Below are 19,595 nucleotides of genomic sequence, written 5' to 3' on the forward strand. Positions count from 1 at the left end.
ATGTAGATTCTCCTCATCTCTTTGGTTGTATTCTACAAGACCCTATCTTTATTGTCTAAGTAAGTGTAGCCTATTCATACTGTTGACGTGATAATAGCAACCAGCATTAAATACGCATCCATTAATAAAATATACAAATGCCCGATAATTGAATAACAATATTTATTCCATCTTACCGAAATTACCTAATCGGGAGATAAAAAAACACTTCTTTTAAGAAGTCCATTTATTAACGCTAGCTAATCTTTGTTGTCTAAGTACTCTCTTATCTCATCTATCTTTTTATCCATTTCTTCTAATTTATCTTTTGTATGTTTAATAAAATTGGCGACTCTTGAGATTAGAAAAATGATAAAGATAAAAAATATGATATTCATGCCAGCATCAACCGCATCCACATCTCCTCACCTCTCTCTTTTCTTATTAAATAATATTCCATATCACAAAATGGCCCGTTTTCGGAACAAAATCTAGTTATTCCATCGTACCATAATCACCAAATTGTTAGTCATAAAAAAACACCTCTTATAAGGTGTTTTTACGACACGTTATGGTCCGAGTGCATCATTAATAAGAACGTCAAATGATGATTTAATGTTGTTCTACAAACACGCCCGATTTTTTAAATACAGTCTTTCAAAAAAATGAATTTCTTCATCCCCAAAATCCATTTTACGTGTAAGCAGAAAAAGACCATGCGATTAAAAAGATGCTTATTACTCCCCAAAGAACAGCTCCCCATATCCACCATACAACGGGGTAAGGTGATATCTGTTTGCCTTCCATAATATCCTTGTATTCAATTGCTAGAGCAACTCTTTTCTCCATGTATTTTTTCATTGAAATAAGGACAAAAAATCCTACTATAATAAACCCAACCTTTATCCAAAGTAACAAATTCATTTTAACACCCCATTCTGTATACATTACTTTCTATCCCAGCTCTCCCTAAATTATGTTCTAATTGAAACTTCTAGTTCTATTCCGTTAAATGGATCGTTTGAGGAATAAAATTTATTTCATCGCACTATACCCACTCTAGTCGGAGTAATTAAAAACCCCTGAGATAAGACGTTGCTACGACACGTTAGGGTCCGATTACGCAGCGCCGAGTTGTCCGGTGAGTTCATCGTACTCTGTCTGGGACAACCGGTCGTTCAACAAGAAAATATCCAATTTAAACTGCATATCTTCTTTCGATGAATATGCTGCGCGATCCACTAATGATTTACAAGCTCTGTATGTTGGTGTCATTATAAATTCCTCCAGTCATTTTTATTGTAATCCCATTTCAATCATCGAAAGACGGAAGTCTACGTCTACAAGGTACTCCATGTTACTGTTCACCGATTCACTCAACGGCGATAGATTTGGCTGCTCAACTTCCGGTTCATTAGGGTCTGGATAACTGAACTCAATCTGTTTCGTTTCCGGGTTGACACGATAGCCATTTGATTCTGTGAAGTCTTGCGCGTATTGACCACAACTTAACTCAATTGCCCCAAAAGTTGCTCGGATTCGTTCTGATAGTACAACATAATTTGCTATGTCCTCTTCGATAGTGGTGGTCTTTACCAACCCCCGTCGCTCTCCTGTATCGAGCAAGATATTTCCCGTGATTTTATCGTAAAAGATTCTTCTTACTATACATCTCAAAGTCATCCCTCCCTTTATTCAAACGCAATCCAATGCCAAACAACAGAAGTTCCTCCTCCTATAGGCACCTGAAAACCATTTTCAGAAATATAACAGTTACCAGTCACCCTATATTGTCTGCTCGTCGTGTTAACGCCATAAAAACCATTTGTTGGGTTATAAAACGGCCATCCTTCTTCAACTGATACCGCTCCTAGATTGTAATTTGATTGGTCAACATAATAAATCGTTTTAGGAGAGAACTCTAGTCCTGACACGTTAATGTATTCAGCAGTTAATTTACTTCCGTTGGTGTTGACTATAAATTCTAAACCAGGGCTTATCTTATTTGCTGTGCCCATTGCCCACTTCTTTCCCGTACTAATCTGCCCAATCGCAGCAGCCAACTGTTGAAATGTCGGGTTGGTAGGTACTAACACGCTATAGTCAACGTCAGTAATCGCAGTACCTACCGCTTGTTTTCCATTACTGACATTTGTAAAAAGCTCATTCATTGCGTTAACAATCGATGATTTATCGGTTGTTTTCAACGTTGCTTTATTCCCAATACCATGTGCCGTATCATCCGCCTAATACGTCGTAAAAGCAAGTAGAATTTAAATGTATTGCTTATTCTTCATTCCAAGCCCAAATGCCAAAAAACCACAGTTTGTAGATAAATCTACAAACTGTGGCTATACATAGTGATAACTACCAAAAAAGAGAAATATCTATTTTCGACGTGTTATATAAAATTATACGTAGGACTCAAACAGTCATTATAGTTTTCACGAAAAATCATACTGAATGGCACGATGCCCGATATCACTTCTCCAAAAAACTTCCGCTTTATCAATCTTCTCTAACTCCGTATAAACTATCGCACGCGCAGCAAGAAGATCCTCACCCTTCGCAGTCGCAATTAGTACTCGACCGCCATTCGTCACGTACTCCCCGTTTACATTCTTAGAAGTTCCTGCGTGATATATGTCTATATCTGGGCCAATTTTATCCAATCCAACAAGCGGAGTCCCTTTGATATATACACCCGGATAGCCTTCCGCAGCAATGACCACTCCTATCACCGATGCTTCATCCCATTCTAGCTCGTAATGCTCTCCTGCGAGGACAGCGAGCAACGTTTCGACCAAATCATTCTTCAGCCGAGGGAGAACGACTTGGGTTTCCGGATCTCCGAAGCGCGCATTGAATTCGATGACTTTCGTACCTTGTTCCGTTGCGATCAATCCTGCATAGAGCACACCGGTAAAAGGACGATCTTCTGCTGCCATGGCATGTGCAGCAGGCTTCACGATTCGTTCGATAGCTTCAGCGATCGTGTTTTCTGGAATTTGCGGTACCGGAGAATAGGCTCCCATCCCCCCAGTGTTCGGACCAGTATCTCCGTCGAATGCACGCTTATGGTCTTGAGCAATCACCATTGGATAGACATTCTTTCCATTTACAAAGGCCATTAAAGAAAACTCTTCGCCTTCCAGGAATTCTTCCATGACAACAGATGCTGACGCTTCCCCGAATTTCGCCTGCACGAGCATTTCTTGAAGTGCTTCCTCTGCCTCTTCTTTCGTTTGGGCGACGACAACGCCTTTGCCAGCAGCGAGCCCATCTGCTTTGATGACAATTGGAACGCCGACTTCGTCTAAATACTTTATGGCGGGTTTTAAATCGGTAAAGGTTTCATAGGCGGCAGTAGGGATTCCATAGTTTTTCATGAGCTCTTTTGCGAAGGTTTTGCTTCCTTCAATAATGGATGCGCGTTTGTCAGGTCCGAATACTGGCAGACCTGCCGCGTTGAAATCGTCCACTATGCCATTGACCAAAGGCACTTCGGCTCCGATGATGGTTAAGGAAATGTGCTGTTCTTTAGCGAATGCAATGAGTTCCTGATGATTCTCTTCAGCAATCGGAACAAGTTGTGCGACATCTTCCATTCCTGGATTGCCCGGAGCTACAAAAACCGTTTGGACACGTGGACTCATCGAGCATTTTTTTGCGAGCGCGTGTTCGCGACCGCCTCTGCCAATCACTAATACGTTCATGGAATCACCTCTGTGTGTAATCGAATTATGTACGGTTTCTTCATATAGATCTTAGTGTTTAAAGTGTCGGACGCCTGTAAAGACCATTGCAATCCCATATTCATCTGCCTTTTTAATGGAATCTTCGTCGCGTACTGAGCCGCCTGGCTGGATAATCGCAGTAATTCCAGCTTTTGCTGCAGCTTCGACTGTATCATCCATCGGGAAAAATGCATCGGATGCGAGTGCGGCTCCAGTTGCTTTTTCACCTGCTTGTGCGAGCGCAATGTTCGCAGCCCCGACTCGATTCATCTGACCTGCGCCAATTCCAAACGTCATCTTTTCTCCGCTAACGACTATGGCATTGGATTTCACGTGTTTCACGACTTTCCATCCCAGTTTCAATGCCGCCCACTCCTCTTCAGAAGGCTCACGTTTAGTAGGAATCGTAATGGTTGCCTCATCTAATCCGTATGTGTCCAAGTCCTGTACTAGTAATCCGCCTAGGATCGACGTAGTTTTCCGCTCGTTTTTCCGTTCCCCTACGAAATCGACAGTCAAAAGGCGGATATTCTTTTTTGCCGTCAAGACTTCCAAAGCTTCATCTGTAAAAGAAGGTGCAATGATGATTTCCAAGAAGATTTCACGCAGCATGGTTGCCGTTTCTAGATCCACTTCTCGGTTCAACGCGATAATTCCACCAAAAATCGAAGTCGAGTCCGCCTCGTACGCTTTCTTGAAAGCTTCAGCCAATGTATCTCCGACACCTACACCGCATGGATTCATATGCTTCACTGCAACCGCGGCTGGTTGATCAAAGTCACGGACGATTAGTAACGCTGCGTCTGCATCATTAATATTGTTATAGGAAAGTTCCTTGCCATGAAGTTGGTTACTGTAGGCAACAGAGAACTTAGAGCCTAGTGGTTTTTGGTAAAATGAAGCGTGTTGATGTGGATTTTCTCCGTACCGAAGGGATTGTTTCAAGTTATATGTGAGCGTCAAACTTTCAGGGTTCTCTTCTTCTGCCAGCTGTGTCATATACTCCGATATCACTGCATCATAAGCTGCTGTATGGCGGAATACTTTTGCAGCAAGCTGACGTTTCTTCTGCTTTGTAACGTCACCATTTTCCGCTAGCTGCGTAAGGACCGCTTCATAATCTGCCGGATCCACAATAACTGTGACGAATTCGTGGTTTTTCGCAGCGGAACGGAGCATTGTAGGACCGCCGATATCGATGTTTTCAATCGCTTCTTCGGGAGTCACGTCAGGTTTTGCAATTGTCTGCTGAAAAGGGTATAAATTGACACAAACGAGATCGATCGGTTGAATATGGTGTTCGGCTAGTTGTGCGAGATGGTCATTATCATTCCTTTTCGCCAACAAACCGCCATGTACATTCGGATGCAACGTTTTCACTCTGCCATCCATGATTTCAGGGAATTTCGTTACTTCCTCAATCCCGATGACTTCAATTCCATTATCTGCAAGTGTTTTTTTCGTTCCCCCTGTAGATACGATTTCAAACCCTGCCTCTTTGAGACCTTTTGAAAACTCAATTATCCCTGTTTTATCGGAAACACTGATCAATGCTCGTTTCATTCGATAGTTCCTCCCTATTTTTGCTAAAGTGTGCTGCTCACCTCGAGCTGTTTCTGCCGCTCAATAAAAATAATTGACTTCTATGTTAGAGAGATACACTTTTTTTCCCTTTGGTGAAAAGTTCTTGAAGTACTTCAGGGTAAATCACGTGCTCTTGCTGCTGGATCCGTTTTTGCAGCTCATCCTTTGTATCATCGGAATGGATCCTGATTTCTTTTTGAGCGATAATCGGACCTGTATCCATACCGGCATCCACATAATGAATCGTCAGACCGCTTACCCGGACCCCTGCATCAATTGCTTGTCCGATTGCATCCTTACCGGGAAAAGCTGGCAGCAAGGAAGGGTGGATATTGACGATTGCTCCAGGATATTCCTGTAATAGCGTGGGTCCGATGAGCCGCATATATCCTGCAAGAACGATGAATTCCACTTCCCGTAATTTAAGCTGTTGCACAATTTCCGTTTCAAATGCTCCCTTATCAGGGAAATCCTTCGGTGAAATGGATAACCTGTCGATTTCTTCTTTACGGGCTCTTTGTAAGACACTTGCAGACGGCTGATCACATACGAGCAAGCGAATTTCCGCTTCAAGTGTACCGGCTTTCACCGCATCCACCAATGCTTGAAAATTACTGCCCGTTCCGGAAGCAAATACTGCAATTTTTTTCATGACTCACCCAAGATCGCCACACCGGATCCGTTTACAACGTGACCGATTCGATAGGCGTGTTCCCCGTGTTTTTCAAACAAATCAAGGAGTTCATCCGCTGTTTCCTCTTCCACTACAAGCGCCATTCCAATACCCATGTTGAAGATATTATACATATCCTCTCGGGCGATGTTCCCTTTTTCTTGGATCAGCTTGAATACAGGCTGGATAGCCCACGTACCGGACTCGATTTCAACACCTAAATCATCTGGCATCATCCTTGGGATGTTTTCGATGAATCCGCCACCAGTGATATGTGCCATTCCTTTGATGTCAAATTTTTTCATTGCATCCAAAATGGATTTCACATAGATTTTGGTAGGTTTCAACAGCTCTTCTCCAAGAGAACAACCAAGTTCGGGAAGGAATTCCGCGAGCTTCATTTTTGCATCCTCGAGCAAAACTTTTCGTACGAGCGAATAACCGTTACTATGAATGCCGCTCGAAGCCAAACCGATTATACAATCGCCAGGTTGAATGTTCTGTCCTGTAATTAGGTCTTTCTTTTCACAGGCACCAACAGTAAATCCTGCGACGTCATACTCTTCCTCGCTGTACAGGCCAGGCATTTCAGCTGTTTCACCGCCGATCAACGCGCAGCCAGCTTGTGAGCAGCCATCCGCGATTCCTTTCACAATGCTCTCTATTTTTTCTGGCTCCGCTTTTCCACAAGCGATGTAGTCCAGAAAATAGAGTGGCTCTGCACCTTGTACAATGATATCGTTCACACACATGGCCACACAGTCGATTCCGATGGTATCGTGTTGGTCCATCATCATTGCAAGCATGAGCTTCGTCCCTACTCCATCTGTTCCTGAAACAAGTACTGGCTCCTTTAAATCCAGCTGGGATAAGTCGAATATTCCACCGAATCCGCCCAGTCCGCTCAGCACTTGGGGACGCATCGTTTTCAGTACATGTTTTTTCATGCGTGATACAGCTTCGTAGCCCGCTTCAATATCTACTCCCGCTGATTTGTATGCTTTTGACATGGATTGAAATCTCCTTCGCTCAGCTTTTTATGAAATCTATTTCTTGGTCCGAAAAGATTTCTGTAGGATACTTTCCGTTAAAACAGGCTAGACATTGTCCCCGGTTTTCGCCTTCAAACTGCCTTCCAATCGCTTCAACGGTACCTTCAACACTTAGAAATGTCAGAGAATCCGCTCCAATCAGTTCACGAATTTCTTCTACTGACTTTTTAGCAGCGATCAATTCTTCTTTGTCGGATGTGTCAATTCCATAAAAACAGGGGTTTTTAATAGGCGGCGAGCTGATCAATACGTGTACTTCCGTCGCTCCAGCTTCCTTCAGCATCCTGACAATCCGTTTGCTTGTCGTACCACGGACTATGGAATCGTCCACCATGACAACTCTTTTCCCTTCCACAACTCCGCGAACTGGCGAAAGTTTCATTTTCACCCCTTGTTCTCTGAGGGATTGGGAAGGCTGAATGAACGTCCTGCCAACATATCTATTTTTGAGTAAACCCATTTCATAAGGGATGCCACTTGCTTCTGCATACCCGATTGCAGCGGAATTTCCGGAATCAGGAACCCCTGTAACAACATCCGCTTCGATTAATTTTTCCACTGCGAGTTGCTTTCCTAGATTCTTCCGAGCTGTATGGACATTGATGCCATCAATGTTGCTGTCTGGACGGGAAAAATAGACATATTCCATCGTACACATCGATCGTTGTGAACAAGTGGCGAATCGTTCACTTGTGATTCCTTCATCATTGATAACTAGAAGCTCCCCCGGTTCAATATCCCTGAGAAACTCTGCTCCTACGATATCCAGCGCACACGTTTCAGATGCTACGACATAAGCGTCACCTAACATTCCAAGAGACAAAGGTCTGAGTCCATTCGGATCCATGGCGACGAACATTTCCGAATCCGTCATGATCAAGTAAGCATAAGCGCCTTTTAATGAGCTAAGCCCATTTGTTATGCGCTGTTTCAATTCTGAAAAGCCGCCTTTTCGGATTAGATGCGCCAATACTTCAGTATCAGAAGTGCTATGAAAGATACTTCCTTGTCCTTCCAGCTGAGCTTTCAACTGATCGGCATTCACGATATTCCCATTGTGGGCCATTGCCATGGATTCACTTTGAAAGTTGAATAATAGAGGCTGGACGTTCTCATAACCACCCCCGCCAGCCGTTGTGTAACGGACATGACCGATTGCTGCATTACCAGATAAATTTTGCATTTTCTCCTCAGTGAAAACTTCTGTGACCAAGCCCTCACCTTTCGAACTGATCAGTTTTCCATCTTGAGCGAGAACCATTCCAGTACCTTCTTGGCCACGGTGCTGAAGACTATGCAATCCGTAATAGGTAACTTGCGCAGCATCCGGGTGTCCCCAGATTCCGAACAAGCCGCATTCCTCATTCAATCCCTTTAGTTCAGCAAGCATGGAATCGCACCTTTCCAAGCTTGCTCTAATGATTGGACAGGAGTATCGATTAGAAGTCCTTCTTGCTCATGGGATATGGTCAAAAACCGATTATTTGTGACAGTACCTACACACCTTGCATCTTGCACAATCGCTTCAAAAGCATCACGATGTTCCGGTGCAACGGATACAACGAACCGGGATTGGGTTTCACTGAATAATTCCGAAACTGCGTCCATATCCACAATAATCCGAGCCCCTAGCTCCGTTCCAAACAAGGATTCCGACAAAGCAACAGCGAGACCGCCTTCAGATAGATCGTGAGCTGAAGCGACACATCCTTTTTGAATTGCTCTCAAGAGCTGCTGCTGACGAAGCTTTTCCAGTTCCAAGTTAATAGAAGGAGATTTACCGAAGATTTTCCCTTCCGTCATTTTTTGCAACTCACTGCCGCCGAACTCTGTTTTTGCTTCCCCGATCACATAAATCACATCACCGGGCTTTTTGAATTCCTGGGTTGTGATATGAGCAAGATCCTTTATGAGCCCTACCATGCCAATAACAGGGGTCGGATAAATCGACACACCATTCGTCTCGTTATAAAGGGATACATTCCCTCCGATTACAGGCGTGCTTAACACTCTGCAAGCTTCACTGATCCCGTCCGCAGACTTCTCGATTTGCCAGAAGATCTCCGGCTTCTCGGGATTTCCAAAGTTCAAGTTATCCGTCACTGCTAGTGGTTCTGCTCCTGAACAGATGATATTACGAGCCGCTTCAGCTACAGCGATTTTCCCTCCTGTTTCCGGGTCCAGGTGAAGGTAACGGGAATTGCAATCAGTCGTCATTGCAAGCGCCTTATTTGTTTCACGAATCCGTACTACAGCCGCATCCGAACCTGGAGGAACGACTGTATTTGTCCTAACCGTATGGTCGAACTGCCGGTAAACACACTCCTTACTTGCAATGGTCGGCTGTGAAAGCAATTTAACGAGTGTTTCATTAAAGTTAACGACGACAGGGGCAGCGTTTGACATCGCTTGGAAATCACGGAAGTATTGCGGTTCCGCAGATGGTTTGTGGTAGACTGGCGCTTCTTTCACTAAAGCGTCCACAGGAACAAAAGCAGCCACTTCCCCTTGATGGGTAAGCTTCAGCATCTTTTCTTCTGTAACGAAACCGACAGCCACTGCTTCAAGCCCATACTTTGAAAACAACTCAGCAATTTCCTGTTCGCTTCCCTTTTTAACAACAATGAGCATCCGCTCTTGCGACTCTGACAACATCATTTCATAAGCGGTCATACCAGGTTCACGCTGTGGGACGAGGTCAAGGTTCATCTCGATTCCCATACCAGCTTTAGAAGCCATCTCCGCAGATGAGCTCGCAAGCCCTGCTGCACCCATATCTTGGATCCCGATAAGTGCATCATGTTGAATGAGTTCAAGGCACGCCTCCAGCAGCAGTTTCTCCATGAAAGGATCTCCGACTTGTACTGCCGGACGTTTCCCATCTGAAGAATCCGTCAATTCTTCCGATGCAAAGGTTGCTCCATGGATACCATCGCGTCCTGTTTTCGCACCGACATGCATGACAATGTTGCCGGCACCATGAGCTTGACCTTTTTGAATATCTTCATGATTGATCAATCCGACGCACATCGCATTGACTAGCGGATTCCCTTCGTATGAAGGATCGAATTGAATTTCACCGCCGACTGTTGGGACACCAATACAGTTCCCATATCCGCCAATCCCTGCAACCACTTCTTTGAACAAATACTTGACACGAGCACTCTCCAATTCACCGAAACGGAGAGAATTCAAAACCGCTATCGGACGAGCCCCCATTGAAAATACATCCCGTATAATCCCACCTACTCCAGTTGCTGCACCTTGATAAGGTTCAATTGCAGAAGGGTGATTATGGCTTTCGATTTTGAAGACAACTGCCTGACCATCACCAATATCCACGATCCCTGCTCCTTCACCAGGTCCCTGGAGCACGTTTTCACCGGTTGTGGGGAACTTTTGTAAAATGGGTTTAGAATTTTTATAGGAACAGTGTTCAGACCACATCACTGAAAACAAACCTGTTTCTGTATAGTTCGGTGTCCGTCCGAGGATGTTCTCGACCATCTCAAACTCTTCATCTGTAAGACCCATTGTTGCATATTCTCGCTGTGATTTAATCATTTCGGGGTTTGGTTCAAGCATTAACGACATGGCTTTCCCTCCAATTTCTTACGATTGATTGAAATAGTTTTAAACCGTCAGCACTTCCTAGTAATTCATCGACGGCACGTTCAGGATGGGGCATCATTCCAAGCACATTTCCTTGCGCATTCGTTATTCCTGCTATATCTTCCAGACTGCCATTCGGGTTTTCAACATGATACGTAAACGTGATTTGGTTGTTTTTCTTTAACATGGCCAACGTTTCTTCATTGCAATAGTAATTGCCTTCTCCATGAGCAATCGGCAAGGTAATCGTTTCGTCTATTTCGTAATTGCTTGTAAACATCGTGTTGTTGTTCACAACTCTCAGCTGAGTCGGTTTACAAATGAAAGCAAGGTCTCGATTTTTTCTCATCGCACCTGGCAGCAAGCCTGCTTCCAGTAAAATCTGGAACCCATTACAAACACCTAGTATCGGAACTCCTGCATTTCCTGCCTTTACTACTTCTCCCATGACTTTTGAGAAACGGGCGATGGCGCCTGTGCGCAAATAGTCTCCGTACGAAAAACCGCCAGGCAAAAGAATGCCATCATAGCCTTCTAAGCTTTCTGCTGTATGCGGAACATATTCAACTTCTTCACCTAGTTCGTCTTGAATAGCATGAAACATATCGATATCACAGTTGGAGCCCGGAAAGACAATCACAGCAAATTTCACAGCGCGACAACCTCCTCGATTTCATAACGATAATCCTCAATAACCGTATTCGCCAACAGACGCTCACACATTTCTTTCACGATTTCATCGATGTCCCGATTGTTCTTTTCAATCGTCAGTTCCATATATTTACCGATCCGCACATCAGAAACGCTTTCATATGACATGCTGTGAAGTGAAGATTTCACGGCAGCTCCTTGAGGATCCAAAACATTTTCTCTTAACGTGATATAGACCTTTACTTTAAACATACTGACGACCTCCTAGTTTTGTATAAATCGTTTCATAGACATCTACTAAACTTCCTAAATTACGGCGGAATACATCCTTATCGAGCTTTTCTTCTGTTTCGGAGTCCCACAAGCGGCACGTATCCGGAGAGATTTCGTCTGCTAAAAGAATCTCACCATCTGCAAGTTTTCCGAATTCCAGCTTAAAGTCTATTAAACGAACTCCTAGTTCGGCAAAGAGGTTTGTTAAAACGGTATTCACTTCCAAAGCTTTTTGCTGTAAGAGGTGGACTTCTTCTTTAGTCGCAAGCTCCAATTCTTGTATATGGGCTTCTGTAAGTAGTGGATCACCAAGCGCATCGTCCTTGTAATAGAATTCAACGAGTTTGTGTTTTAACAGCTGTCCCTCGTCCAGCCCGAGTCGCTTGGATAGGCTTCCCGCAACTACATTGCGTGTCACCACTTCAAGTGGGATAATCGAAACTTTCTTGACGAGCTGCTCTGTGGAGGAAATCTGTTTGATGAAATGAGTAGGAATTCCTGCCTCATGGAGCTTTGAAAATAGCAAACTCGTAATTCCATTCGTCAATGCACCTTTGCCGATGATTTCCTCTTTTTTCTCACCATTGAAAGCTGTTGCCGCATCTTTATATTCCACCCAGGCGACACCTTCGTCCGTTGTTGCAAAAATCTTCTTCGCCTTGCCTTCATACAGCAATTCTCGCTTTTCCATTTGAAGAACCTCCGAAGTTAAGAATAATGTTTTGTTCCAGCAGCCACTTGCTAGCTCGTTCTGGTCAATGACTCCAAATCCCACTCACTTCAATTTCATCAAGAGCTAGCTCCACCGAGTCTCTCAAAACATTGACATGACCCATTTTTCGTTTAACAATCGCGTCTTTCTTCCCGTAAAGATGAACTTTCCAATCTTCTAATTCCGAAATTGCGTTTAGGATGTCCTGCAGATGTTCACCAAGAATATTGATCATTACGACAGGACTCATTAAATCTGTTTCGCCCAATGGCCAATTACAGACTGCCCGTATGTGCTGTTCGAACTGTGATGTCTGACAAGCTTCCATCGTGTAATGACCTGAATTATGGGGGCGTGGTGCCAATTCGTTTACAATAAGCTCTTCCTGTTCAGTTACAAACATTTCAACAGCTAGCGTTCCAACGAGGTGAAGCTGAGTGGCTAGTTGCTCAGCAAGTTTCACAGCTTTCCGTGATACTTCTTCACTGATACGTGCAGGCACGATGCTTTTGTGCAAAATGTTTTCGTGATGGATATTTTCTGCAACAGGGAAACACTTCATCATGCCATTCGTTTTCCTAGTGACGATTACAGAAATCTCTTTTGTAAAAGGGATCCACTTTTCAATGACACACGTGCTATTATTCAGGAGCCCTGAAGCCAGCTCAATATCAGATTCTGAATGAATGACAATCTGTCCCTTACCGTCGTATCCCCCACGTGTTTTTTTCATTACACACGGATAGCCTACCGTACTGACGATTTCATGAATATCGCTCACATTTTTAACGATGCCGTAGGGAGCTACTGGTACTCCCGCATTTGTGATCGCCTTTTTTTCTGTGATCCGATCTTGAGTGATTTGTAATAGTTCCGCTCCTTGAGGCAAGTAACTATTTTCTTTTAACCACGCTAACGCTTCAAAACTCACATTTTCGAATTCATAGGTTATGACATCGCTCACTTCAGCGAGTTGTCGGATCGCATCTAGATCATCATAAGCGCCACTGATTTCAATATCTGCTATTTGACCGCACGGACAGTTCGTTGTCGGATCTAAGACCGCTATACGGAATCCCATAGCCTTGGCAGACAAAGCCATCATGCGGCCAAGCTGCCCCCCGCCGATGATTCCAATTGTCTGTCCTGGTAAAATCACGTTAGATAAGTTGTTCATTGCTATTTAACACCTTTACTTTCGTTTCATTTCGAAGGGTTTCTAATCTATGTGCAATTTCAAGGTCATTGCTGCCAATGATCTGCGCAGCCAGTAATCCAGCATTGACGGCACCCGCTTTTCCAATCGCGACTGTCGCTACAGGCACTCCGCCAGGCATCTGAACGATTGAAAGTAACGAGTCCATTCCATTTAAGGCCTTCGTTTGAACAGGAACACCAATGACAGGCAACGTGGTTTTCGCAGCTGTCATACCAGGTAGATGAGCAGCTCCGCCAGCCCCAGCGATAATGACCTGTATGCCTCGTTCGCGTGCGCTTTCTGCATAATTGAACAGCAAATCCGGAGTACGATGTGCCGAAACCACTTGTTTTTCATAGGGAATCTTCATTTGTTCCAATGCTTCACACGCATGTTTCATCGTCTCCCAATCGGAAACACTTCCCATAATGACTCCAACTTGTGCGTTCACTGTCTTCCCTCCCACATTTGGATACAAAGTTAACGAGTAGAAATAAAAAAAGGACAGGAAACTTTCTCGTAGAAGAGAAAGTTCCCTGTCCGGGATAAGTCGCCTTTTTAGAAAAAAGGGCATACCTATCCTGTGTTAAGGATGCACTTTCTCTCATAGTCCAACAATTTACGGTTATTGGGTAGAAACGTCCGGGCCATATTCCCGAGTATATATGAGAGATATAAGTAAGTTCGTAATCATCTTAACAATCACTTAACCGGGCGTCAACAGAAAAGCGAATGTTTTATAATTATTTTTATTAAACGTTCGTATTATTTGGTTTTTAGAGGGTTAAAAAGCAGTATACTTAAGCGGTTTTCATCGTTTCGTTAAAAAACACACCAAATCATTTCTTTGTTGCTCTTACCAATAGTAGATTTCTTGTGTCTCAATGGAATTCGTCAGTTCGTTCAGTTTAATAATTCTTTGCTCCTCATCTGCAGAGGGTTGTTATGGGAGGAAACCATCTCATTTACACTTCGCCACCCGTCGCATGTATAGCAATTTCCTTTTGAAATGCATGAGCTTAAAAATACAAGCATAAACTTAATGGGATTCTTCTAAATGACGTAAGAGAAAGGAGTTGTTCTTTTGGATCATGCTAACTCCAGCAAAGAAAATGAGGAACCAACCCCAATAAGTGCAAGTCTAAGGCTTGCGCTCATATCATCCATTCTAATAACTATTGCAGACGGCATAGCAACCATCTCGGTAATTGCTGCAATCGATGAAGAATTAAGCAATGGTGAAAGTGAGAAACAAGACCAAAAAGAGTTAGATGATAAGTTTGAAAACATGCAAAAGCAAATTGACAAATTGACATATGAACTAGCCAAAGTAAGATCAGCACGATTCTAATTAGCACATACCGGGTTTCCATTATCTTGGTGCGATATGCACTAGACACTTAGAAAAAAAGCAATTACCCTCTGCTAACTGACCAGTAAGCGGGGTAATTACTTTTCGGCATAACGTTTCTAAAACTTTGTAACCACTTTTCTATCGGAAGAAAAGTATGGCAATGGATTAGCGGGTTCAAATCACAAGGATACATAAGTGTTCTTCTTGATAAGAGCTAAACGTCTCTCCTTTTATGGGGAGACGTTTTTCAATATATCTATTTATCACGTGACTGATATTCTTTTGACACAATTAACTCATTATCAAGCAATACATAAGGATGCGTTTTATACAAACTCTTTTTGAGATAATCCGGCATTCTATTTTTATCATATGCACAAATCAAAGAAAATGGTATTTGCATGACTGCCTGGTCAACTATATTCTCAAATTCTTCGATGAGGTGAGAAGGTCCGTTCAAGCTTGCCCACTCTACATGAGCCCAAGATCGGAATGAAATTTTATTTTCTACGTACGGTTGGACTGTTTTCGTAAAGTATTCTTCGATTGCGGAAGGAGAATAACTGCCACTCGACAAATAGAAGTGAATGCTGTTTACATAATGGACATACTCCATTTCCTTGTCGGTAAATCGGGTGCTGAGCTCGTTCATAATCAGCCGATGATTTCGTTCGTTTTCGACCAAAACTACGTATTCACCTGCTGTGATCCCATCTCGGATATAGTTCAAAAGCTGGTGAAAATAATCCTTACTATCGTTATACTTAAACAAAACATGAGCATGCATTTGTTCATCAAATAATCGTTGGATTTTACTTTTCTCCACATCATTTACTATTTCAACTATGGTTCTCACCCCTTTAAATAGAATTCATGTTCGTAGATCCATTTTATTACTTTATTAGAATAAAAGATAGTTTAAACATTCGACATTTTTTGCGCAGATCCTTTTTACAGGTTAAATGACATGGACTTCGTAATTAAAATCATTATTATGAATGATTTTACCTAAGTTAATGACTTAGGGAGGACATCTTACCATCATCGTTTCTCGATTGGTACAGCTATCTTTTTTGAGACCCCTGCTTCAAACTATAGGCAAGAGATGGTTGACGAACTCAGAGATTTTTTAAGAGGAAATACTTTGAGTGGAGTGAGAATGTTGAAGAGTCTATCCTTTACACAGCACGAAAGATTTGAATTCAGAAGTTTTTCTATACGTTCAAAACGTTTGCTCCCCACTAATACAAGTTACATGTTAATACGTTTCCACATACCTTGAGGAAAAGGGGGATTCCAAATTGAATCAAAGCTCAGTGCAGGATTCTACAGATACAAAAATCTTAAACGATATTTTAAAAGCGATTGATGGTGAGTATACGGCGATAGCATGCTATGAAATATTGGCTAGTCAGGCACCAAATGCTGATATAAAGAAACGTATTCTTGAAATCAGAAATGATGAAATCAGGCACTACGAAACCTTTTGGTACCTATATTTTTCTTTAACTGATAAAAAACCAACACCAAAAATGACAAAACAATGTTCTCCGGATTATAAAGCCGGAGTACTCGCTGCATTCATCGATGAACAGGAAACCGTTGATTTTTATCACAAGATAGCTAGAAGTACTGATAATCCAATCATAAAAAATGTGTTTACCAATACTTCTGCAGACGAACAAAATCATGCAGTTTGGTATTTGTATTTTTTGAATCTCCTTTAAAGGGCTACCAATCTGCTAAAAAAGTCTTTTTTGTCGCTTTTCACATTTGGAAGGTGTGTTAAATTGTTTGTGAATCGCTAAAAATAATCAAAGGTGATTTTTTAGCGATTCCTCTTCTTTCTTCCAATCATCTTTTCACTTAGCACATAATTCTTATAAGACAAGATATTCATCCACAATTTAAAAGTGTACGAATGGCCCTCAATTCACTACATCATTTTCGCATAGTTTCATACTATACTTAGAAATCATTATCCAATAAAGGATGTGTAACAATGAATAACCGTAATTATAATCCGCAAAGTGAAAATAGTGTCTCTCCAGAAATTTACGCTGCAAGGATTGGATTAATCGGCACATTACTCTCCACATTAGGTGATGGACTTCAGTCGATCGGAGCAGGAATCGCATTACAACAATTAGAGATTTCTAGTATTCAAGATGCACAAACGCAAGCAGATCAATCCAACCAATTTGACTCCATGCAAAAACAAATTGACTTATTGACCAAAAAATTGAAGAAATGGAAAAAAATAAATAAGATAAAGTATTTTTACAAGAAACCTGTTCTTAATCAGTTACTACTTACAGAAGAACGGGTATTAACATCGTAATCTCATGCTAACTCTTCGTATAACGCTTCTACTCATTTTCCCATATATATCAGGAGGATTTATTTCATGAAAAAGTCACTAATACTTTTTGTAACATGCTTAGCAATAATGGTTGCAGGGTGTACGTCAAACGAAAAAGAACGCCAATCATTTGAAAGCATCAATTTGGTTGCATCTGAAAAGACATTGCCGAGTGAATTAGAAAATATTGCTGTAGTGCAAGATCCTAAAAAACCTGTTGTAGCTCGGGTCACAAATCAGCAAGATTATGAGGTGATGTGGCATCAGTTTACTCTCGAAGGAGACATTCCTGAAGTTAATTTAAAGAAAAACGATTTCGTATTTATCGGTATGTTCGAATCTAGCAGTTGTACATATGAAATTGACACGATGAAGGTAGAAGCCGAAACAAAAGAGTTAACAGTCGATTTTTCTCCGATAGCTGAAGCATGTACTGCAGATTTAAGTCCGAGAAATTTTGTAATTGCCATATAAAAAGAGATTTCCAGTGAACTTGACACTCTATTGTTAGTCTCCCAAGGAAATCAAACAGATATATCGATTCAACCCCCAAGAGGAAGTCTTGATAAAACCTTAACTTCATTCATTGATTAGAAGTAGAGAACACCAATCATGTTGGGTTCTCTTTTTCTTTTTTTATTGGTAAGACTCGTCTTTGTCTGAGTACAAGCTCTCTAAATTCTGAATTTTAACAGATTTGTTCTTTCATGCTTACTTCAGCTCTATTGTGGCTGGATGTTCTTGTTCTAATTAACTGGGATATCCATTGATTTTTAAAGTAATCGGATTTTGTATTGAAGACTCTGGCAGTTTCATCATTAATGTGGTCTCTTCCTCACCATTCGGGGATCCACTCCAATACTCAAATCGATGTTCTTCTTTTTCAGCATCTTTGAAATCAACACTGACTGGATAATTGTAGAAATTCTTTTCACCTTCGAAAATCTGAAGGTTAAGACGTTTTTTATCTAAAAGGAAAATAAGTATATTTGGTTACTTTCGCAGAGAATCTCTTAGTAATGCTTCTAGATAAGCTACATCCGTTATGTTTTTATTGCATTTATTACTATCAGCGCAAATAAGATTGCCGATCGATCTGAAATAATCCGGATTGTTTGGATCCCTCTCTTTAGTTTTTGTAGTGAAGAAGGTAACGTCTGACTGACATTTGCATATGGAACATGTGTTATTCTTCGTAGAAAGGGAAAATGCACATTCGATACCAACTAATTGTCCGTCAAGGTCATAAAGTAAATATTTTTTATTGGACCTGCTATCGTTCCAACTTAAGTATGTGACACGTGTCAAGTCAACACCAGTTAAATCAGGCAGCTTCAGTTTTTTGCTTTTGGGGAAAAGTTTTTTAAGCTGTTGCTCTGTCACCGTTGGAAAAGGCAAGCGATAGGCTTCTAGCTCCATCATAGCTTGGTCATAGTCCTCTACTGTCTTCAACGTAGAAAAATCCAATATTCTTTTCTGCTCTGGAGTTATATTGGGAACACAGTTCATGATTTTTTCATTTGATAACTCATACACGGAGGCTAGCACTCGGGGAGGAATATGTTGCTTCGTGCTGTCTTTAATGAATGCCACTTGTTTACTGATGAAATTAAACTGATCATTTTTTATAAATTTTTCTATCATCGCGCTTCACTCCTAAGTTCCAACTTTTACTCCATATCCATAGTTTAAAGGCATATGTGATACCCGACTAGAGCAAGAATCGGTTAGAAACGTTCTCTACATAACAAAGCCCCGTGCACATGGGTTCACCATTGACACGGGGGGATTTCAACACATATTTTTATGATGTGAATAGACAATCTTTTTAATGGTTTCAACTGAGAGATAATACTCCTGAGCTAGATCCTCTATACAAGCACCTTTTGTAAAAGCTTCTCGAATTGTTGCATTTCGGAGATCTAACCGTTTTCGGCTGCCGCTGGAAGCTCCCCATTTTTGATACTCATTTTCATGCTTAGGGATGTAAAGCGTTTCCCCTTGCACATATTTTTGGATTTCAATTATAAGCTGTTCAGGTAAAACCTTCTGTGCGTTAATATACGGCAATTTCACTCGCTCCTTATCTTGTATAGATAAATGGGAGCAAAGCCAATTGGTCAGAAAAACTCATAGCGATAAGATTAAATAATTCGCCCCAAGCAAAGTATCGCCTTCCTAATTATTGGCTTTGCATGAGTGAGTGAAGTATCAGACAATCGTAGACGATTCTCCAACTCTAAGCACCTCCTTTTAAACTGAATATTGAAGACCTCTTTTTACCTTACTAGTATTCATGGTATCACGAATTTCCACGCCATGGACACTAAACAACTGAACAAAGTAAGGTGAAATAACAAAACGTTTTCTAATTCGATCATTTCAGTCATTTTTTGTTGGCCGCAATC

At 41.7% G+C, this 19,595-nt stretch carries 23 protein-coding genes and 1 riboswitch; of the genes, 4 read left to right on the forward strand and 19 right to left on the reverse strand.

Features of this window, described 5'->3' with window-relative positions:
• Window positions 1–239 precede the first annotated feature (239 nt).
• The 16 genes from H9659_RS07990 to purE all read right to left on the reverse strand — a co-directional run bounded on the left by H9659_RS07990 (window position 240) and on the right by purE (window position 13,922).
• Complete coding sequence (locus H9659_RS07990; RefSeq protein WP_191689423.1) at window positions 240–398, reverse strand: hypothetical protein; 159 nt, start codon at window positions 396–398, stop codon at window positions 240–242.
• A 274-nt stretch (window positions 399–672) separates the two neighbouring features.
• Window positions 673–927: a hypothetical protein gene (locus tag H9659_RS07995; protein WP_225217735.1), complete on the reverse strand. Its 255-nt coding sequence runs from the start codon at window positions 925–927 to the stop codon at window positions 673–675.
• A gap of 171 nt (window positions 928–1,098) precedes the next feature.
• The gene (locus H9659_RS08000; protein WP_191689424.1) at window positions 1,099–1,254 is read right to left on the reverse strand and encodes a hypothetical protein; all 156 of its coding nucleotides are present in this window, start codon (window positions 1,252–1,254) and stop codon (window positions 1,099–1,101) included.
• A 21-nt stretch (window positions 1,255–1,275) separates the two neighbouring features.
• Window positions 1,276–1,656, reverse strand: a complete 381-nt coding sequence (locus tag H9659_RS08005) for a hypothetical protein (RefSeq protein ID WP_191689425.1) — start codon at window positions 1,654–1,656, stop codon at window positions 1,276–1,278.
• Window positions 1,657–1,670: 14 nt separating this feature from the next.
• The gene (locus tag H9659_RS08010) at window positions 1,671–2,186 is read right to left on the reverse strand and encodes a hypothetical protein (RefSeq protein ID WP_191689426.1); all 516 of its coding nucleotides are present in this window, start codon (window positions 2,184–2,186) and stop codon (window positions 1,671–1,673) included.
• Window positions 2,187–2,423: 237 nt separating this feature from the next.
• Entirely contained in the window at window positions 2,424–3,695 is a 1,272-nt protein-coding gene (gene purD, locus H9659_RS08015) for a phosphoribosylamine--glycine ligase (RefSeq protein WP_191689427.1), read from the reverse strand.
• Window positions 3,696–3,746: 51 nt separating this feature from the next.
• Window positions 3,747–5,279 (reverse strand): bifunctional phosphoribosylaminoimidazolecarboxamide formyltransferase/IMP cyclohydrolase, encoded by a 1,533-nt coding sequence (gene purH, locus H9659_RS08020; protein ID WP_191689428.1) that lies wholly within the window; start codon window positions 5,277–5,279, stop codon window positions 3,747–3,749.
• Window positions 5,280–5,364: 85 nt separating this feature from the next.
• A complete protein-coding gene (gene purN / locus H9659_RS08025; protein ID WP_191689429.1) occupies window positions 5,365–5,952 on the reverse strand; it encodes a phosphoribosylglycinamide formyltransferase in 588 nt (195 codons plus the stop codon).
• Entirely contained in the window at window positions 5,949–6,983 is a 1,035-nt protein-coding gene (gene purM, locus H9659_RS08030; RefSeq protein WP_191689430.1) for a phosphoribosylformylglycinamidine cyclo-ligase, read from the reverse strand. The genes purN and purM overlap by 4 nt, the downstream gene beginning before the upstream one ends.
• Before the next feature lie 19 nt (window positions 6,984–7,002).
• Complete coding sequence (gene purF / locus H9659_RS08035; RefSeq protein ID WP_191689431.1) at window positions 7,003–8,415, reverse strand: amidophosphoribosyltransferase; 1,413 nt, start codon at window positions 8,413–8,415, stop codon at window positions 7,003–7,005.
• Window positions 8,400–10,619 carry a phosphoribosylformylglycinamidine synthase subunit PurL gene (purL, locus tag H9659_RS08040; RefSeq protein WP_191689432.1) on the reverse strand — a complete coding sequence of 740 codons (2,220 nt, stop codon included), beginning with the start codon at window positions 10,617–10,619 and terminating at the stop codon, window positions 8,400–8,402. The genes purF and purL overlap by 16 nt, the downstream gene beginning before the upstream one ends.
• Window positions 10,603–11,289, reverse strand: a complete 687-nt coding sequence (gene purQ / locus H9659_RS08045; protein ID WP_191689433.1) for a phosphoribosylformylglycinamidine synthase subunit PurQ — start codon at window positions 11,287–11,289, stop codon at window positions 10,603–10,605. Before purQ ends, purL begins: the two co-directional genes overlap by 17 nt.
• Window positions 11,286–11,540, reverse strand: a complete 255-nt coding sequence (gene purS / locus H9659_RS08050; RefSeq protein ID WP_191689434.1) for a phosphoribosylformylglycinamidine synthase subunit PurS — start codon at window positions 11,538–11,540, stop codon at window positions 11,286–11,288. Before purS ends, purQ begins: the two co-directional genes overlap by 4 nt.
• Window positions 11,533–12,252 carry a phosphoribosylaminoimidazolesuccinocarboxamide synthase gene (gene purC, locus H9659_RS08055; RefSeq protein WP_191689435.1) on the reverse strand — a complete coding sequence of 240 codons (720 nt, stop codon included), beginning with the start codon at window positions 12,250–12,252 and terminating at the stop codon, window positions 11,533–11,535. Before purC ends, purS begins: the two co-directional genes overlap by 8 nt.
• Window positions 12,253–12,316: 64 nt before the next feature.
• The gene (gene purK / locus H9659_RS08060) at window positions 12,317–13,450 is read right to left on the reverse strand and encodes a 5-(carboxyamino)imidazole ribonucleotide synthase (protein WP_191689436.1); all 1,134 of its coding nucleotides are present in this window, start codon (window positions 13,448–13,450) and stop codon (window positions 12,317–12,319) included.
• Entirely contained in the window at window positions 13,434–13,922 is a 489-nt protein-coding gene (purE, locus tag H9659_RS08065) for a 5-(carboxyamino)imidazole ribonucleotide mutase (RefSeq protein ID WP_191689437.1), read from the reverse strand. The genes purK and purE overlap by 17 nt, the downstream gene beginning before the upstream one ends.
• 136 nt (window positions 13,923–14,058) lie before the next feature.
• Window positions 14,059–14,160: riboswitch (purine riboswitch) on the reverse strand.
• A gap of 395 nt (window positions 14,161–14,555) precedes the next feature.
• On the opposite strand from purE, the gene H9659_RS08070 reads away from it, so the two are divergent.
• Window positions 14,556–14,822 (forward strand): hypothetical protein, encoded by a 267-nt coding sequence (locus H9659_RS08070; RefSeq protein WP_191689438.1) that lies wholly within the window; start codon window positions 14,556–14,558, stop codon window positions 14,820–14,822.
• Between the two features lie 259 nt (window positions 14,823–15,081).
• Here the strand turns inward: H9659_RS08070 and H9659_RS08075 are convergent, their stop codons facing one another.
• A complete protein-coding gene (locus tag H9659_RS08075) occupies window positions 15,082–15,651 on the reverse strand; it encodes an MEDS domain-containing protein (protein ID WP_318240708.1) in 570 nt (189 codons plus the stop codon).
• Window positions 15,652–16,126: 475 nt separating this feature from the next.
• Between H9659_RS08075 and H9659_RS08080 the strand changes: the two genes are divergently transcribed.
• From H9659_RS08080 to H9659_RS08090, 3 genes are all read left to right on the forward strand, one after another.
• Window positions 16,127–16,552 (forward strand): ferritin-like domain-containing protein, encoded by a 426-nt coding sequence (locus H9659_RS08080; RefSeq protein WP_191689439.1) that lies wholly within the window; start codon window positions 16,127–16,129, stop codon window positions 16,550–16,552.
• 275 nt (window positions 16,553–16,827) lie between these two features.
• The gene (locus tag H9659_RS08085; protein ID WP_191689440.1) at window positions 16,828–17,166 is read left to right on the forward strand and encodes a translation initiation factor 2; all 339 of its coding nucleotides are present in this window, start codon (window positions 16,828–16,830) and stop codon (window positions 17,164–17,166) included.
• A 66-nt stretch (window positions 17,167–17,232) separates the two neighbouring features.
• Complete coding sequence (locus H9659_RS08090) at window positions 17,233–17,661, forward strand: hypothetical protein (protein WP_191689441.1); 429 nt, start codon at window positions 17,233–17,235, stop codon at window positions 17,659–17,661.
• Between the two features lie 519 nt (window positions 17,662–18,180).
• Here H9659_RS08090 and H9659_RS08095 read toward each other — a convergent pair.
• Window positions 18,181–18,831, reverse strand: a complete 651-nt coding sequence (locus tag H9659_RS08095; protein ID WP_191689442.1) for a FusB/FusC family EF-G-binding protein — start codon at window positions 18,829–18,831, stop codon at window positions 18,181–18,183.
• A gap of 147 nt (window positions 18,832–18,978) precedes the next feature.
• Complete coding sequence (locus H9659_RS08100) at window positions 18,979–19,257, reverse strand: CD3324 family protein (RefSeq protein WP_191689443.1); 279 nt, start codon at window positions 19,255–19,257, stop codon at window positions 18,979–18,981.
• Window positions 19,258–19,595 lie beyond the last annotated feature (338 nt).

The sequence above is a fragment of the Sporosarcina gallistercoris genome (assembly GCF_014836415.1).
GTDB lineage: Bacteria > Bacillota > Bacilli > Bacillales_A > Planococcaceae > Sporosarcina > Sporosarcina gallistercoris.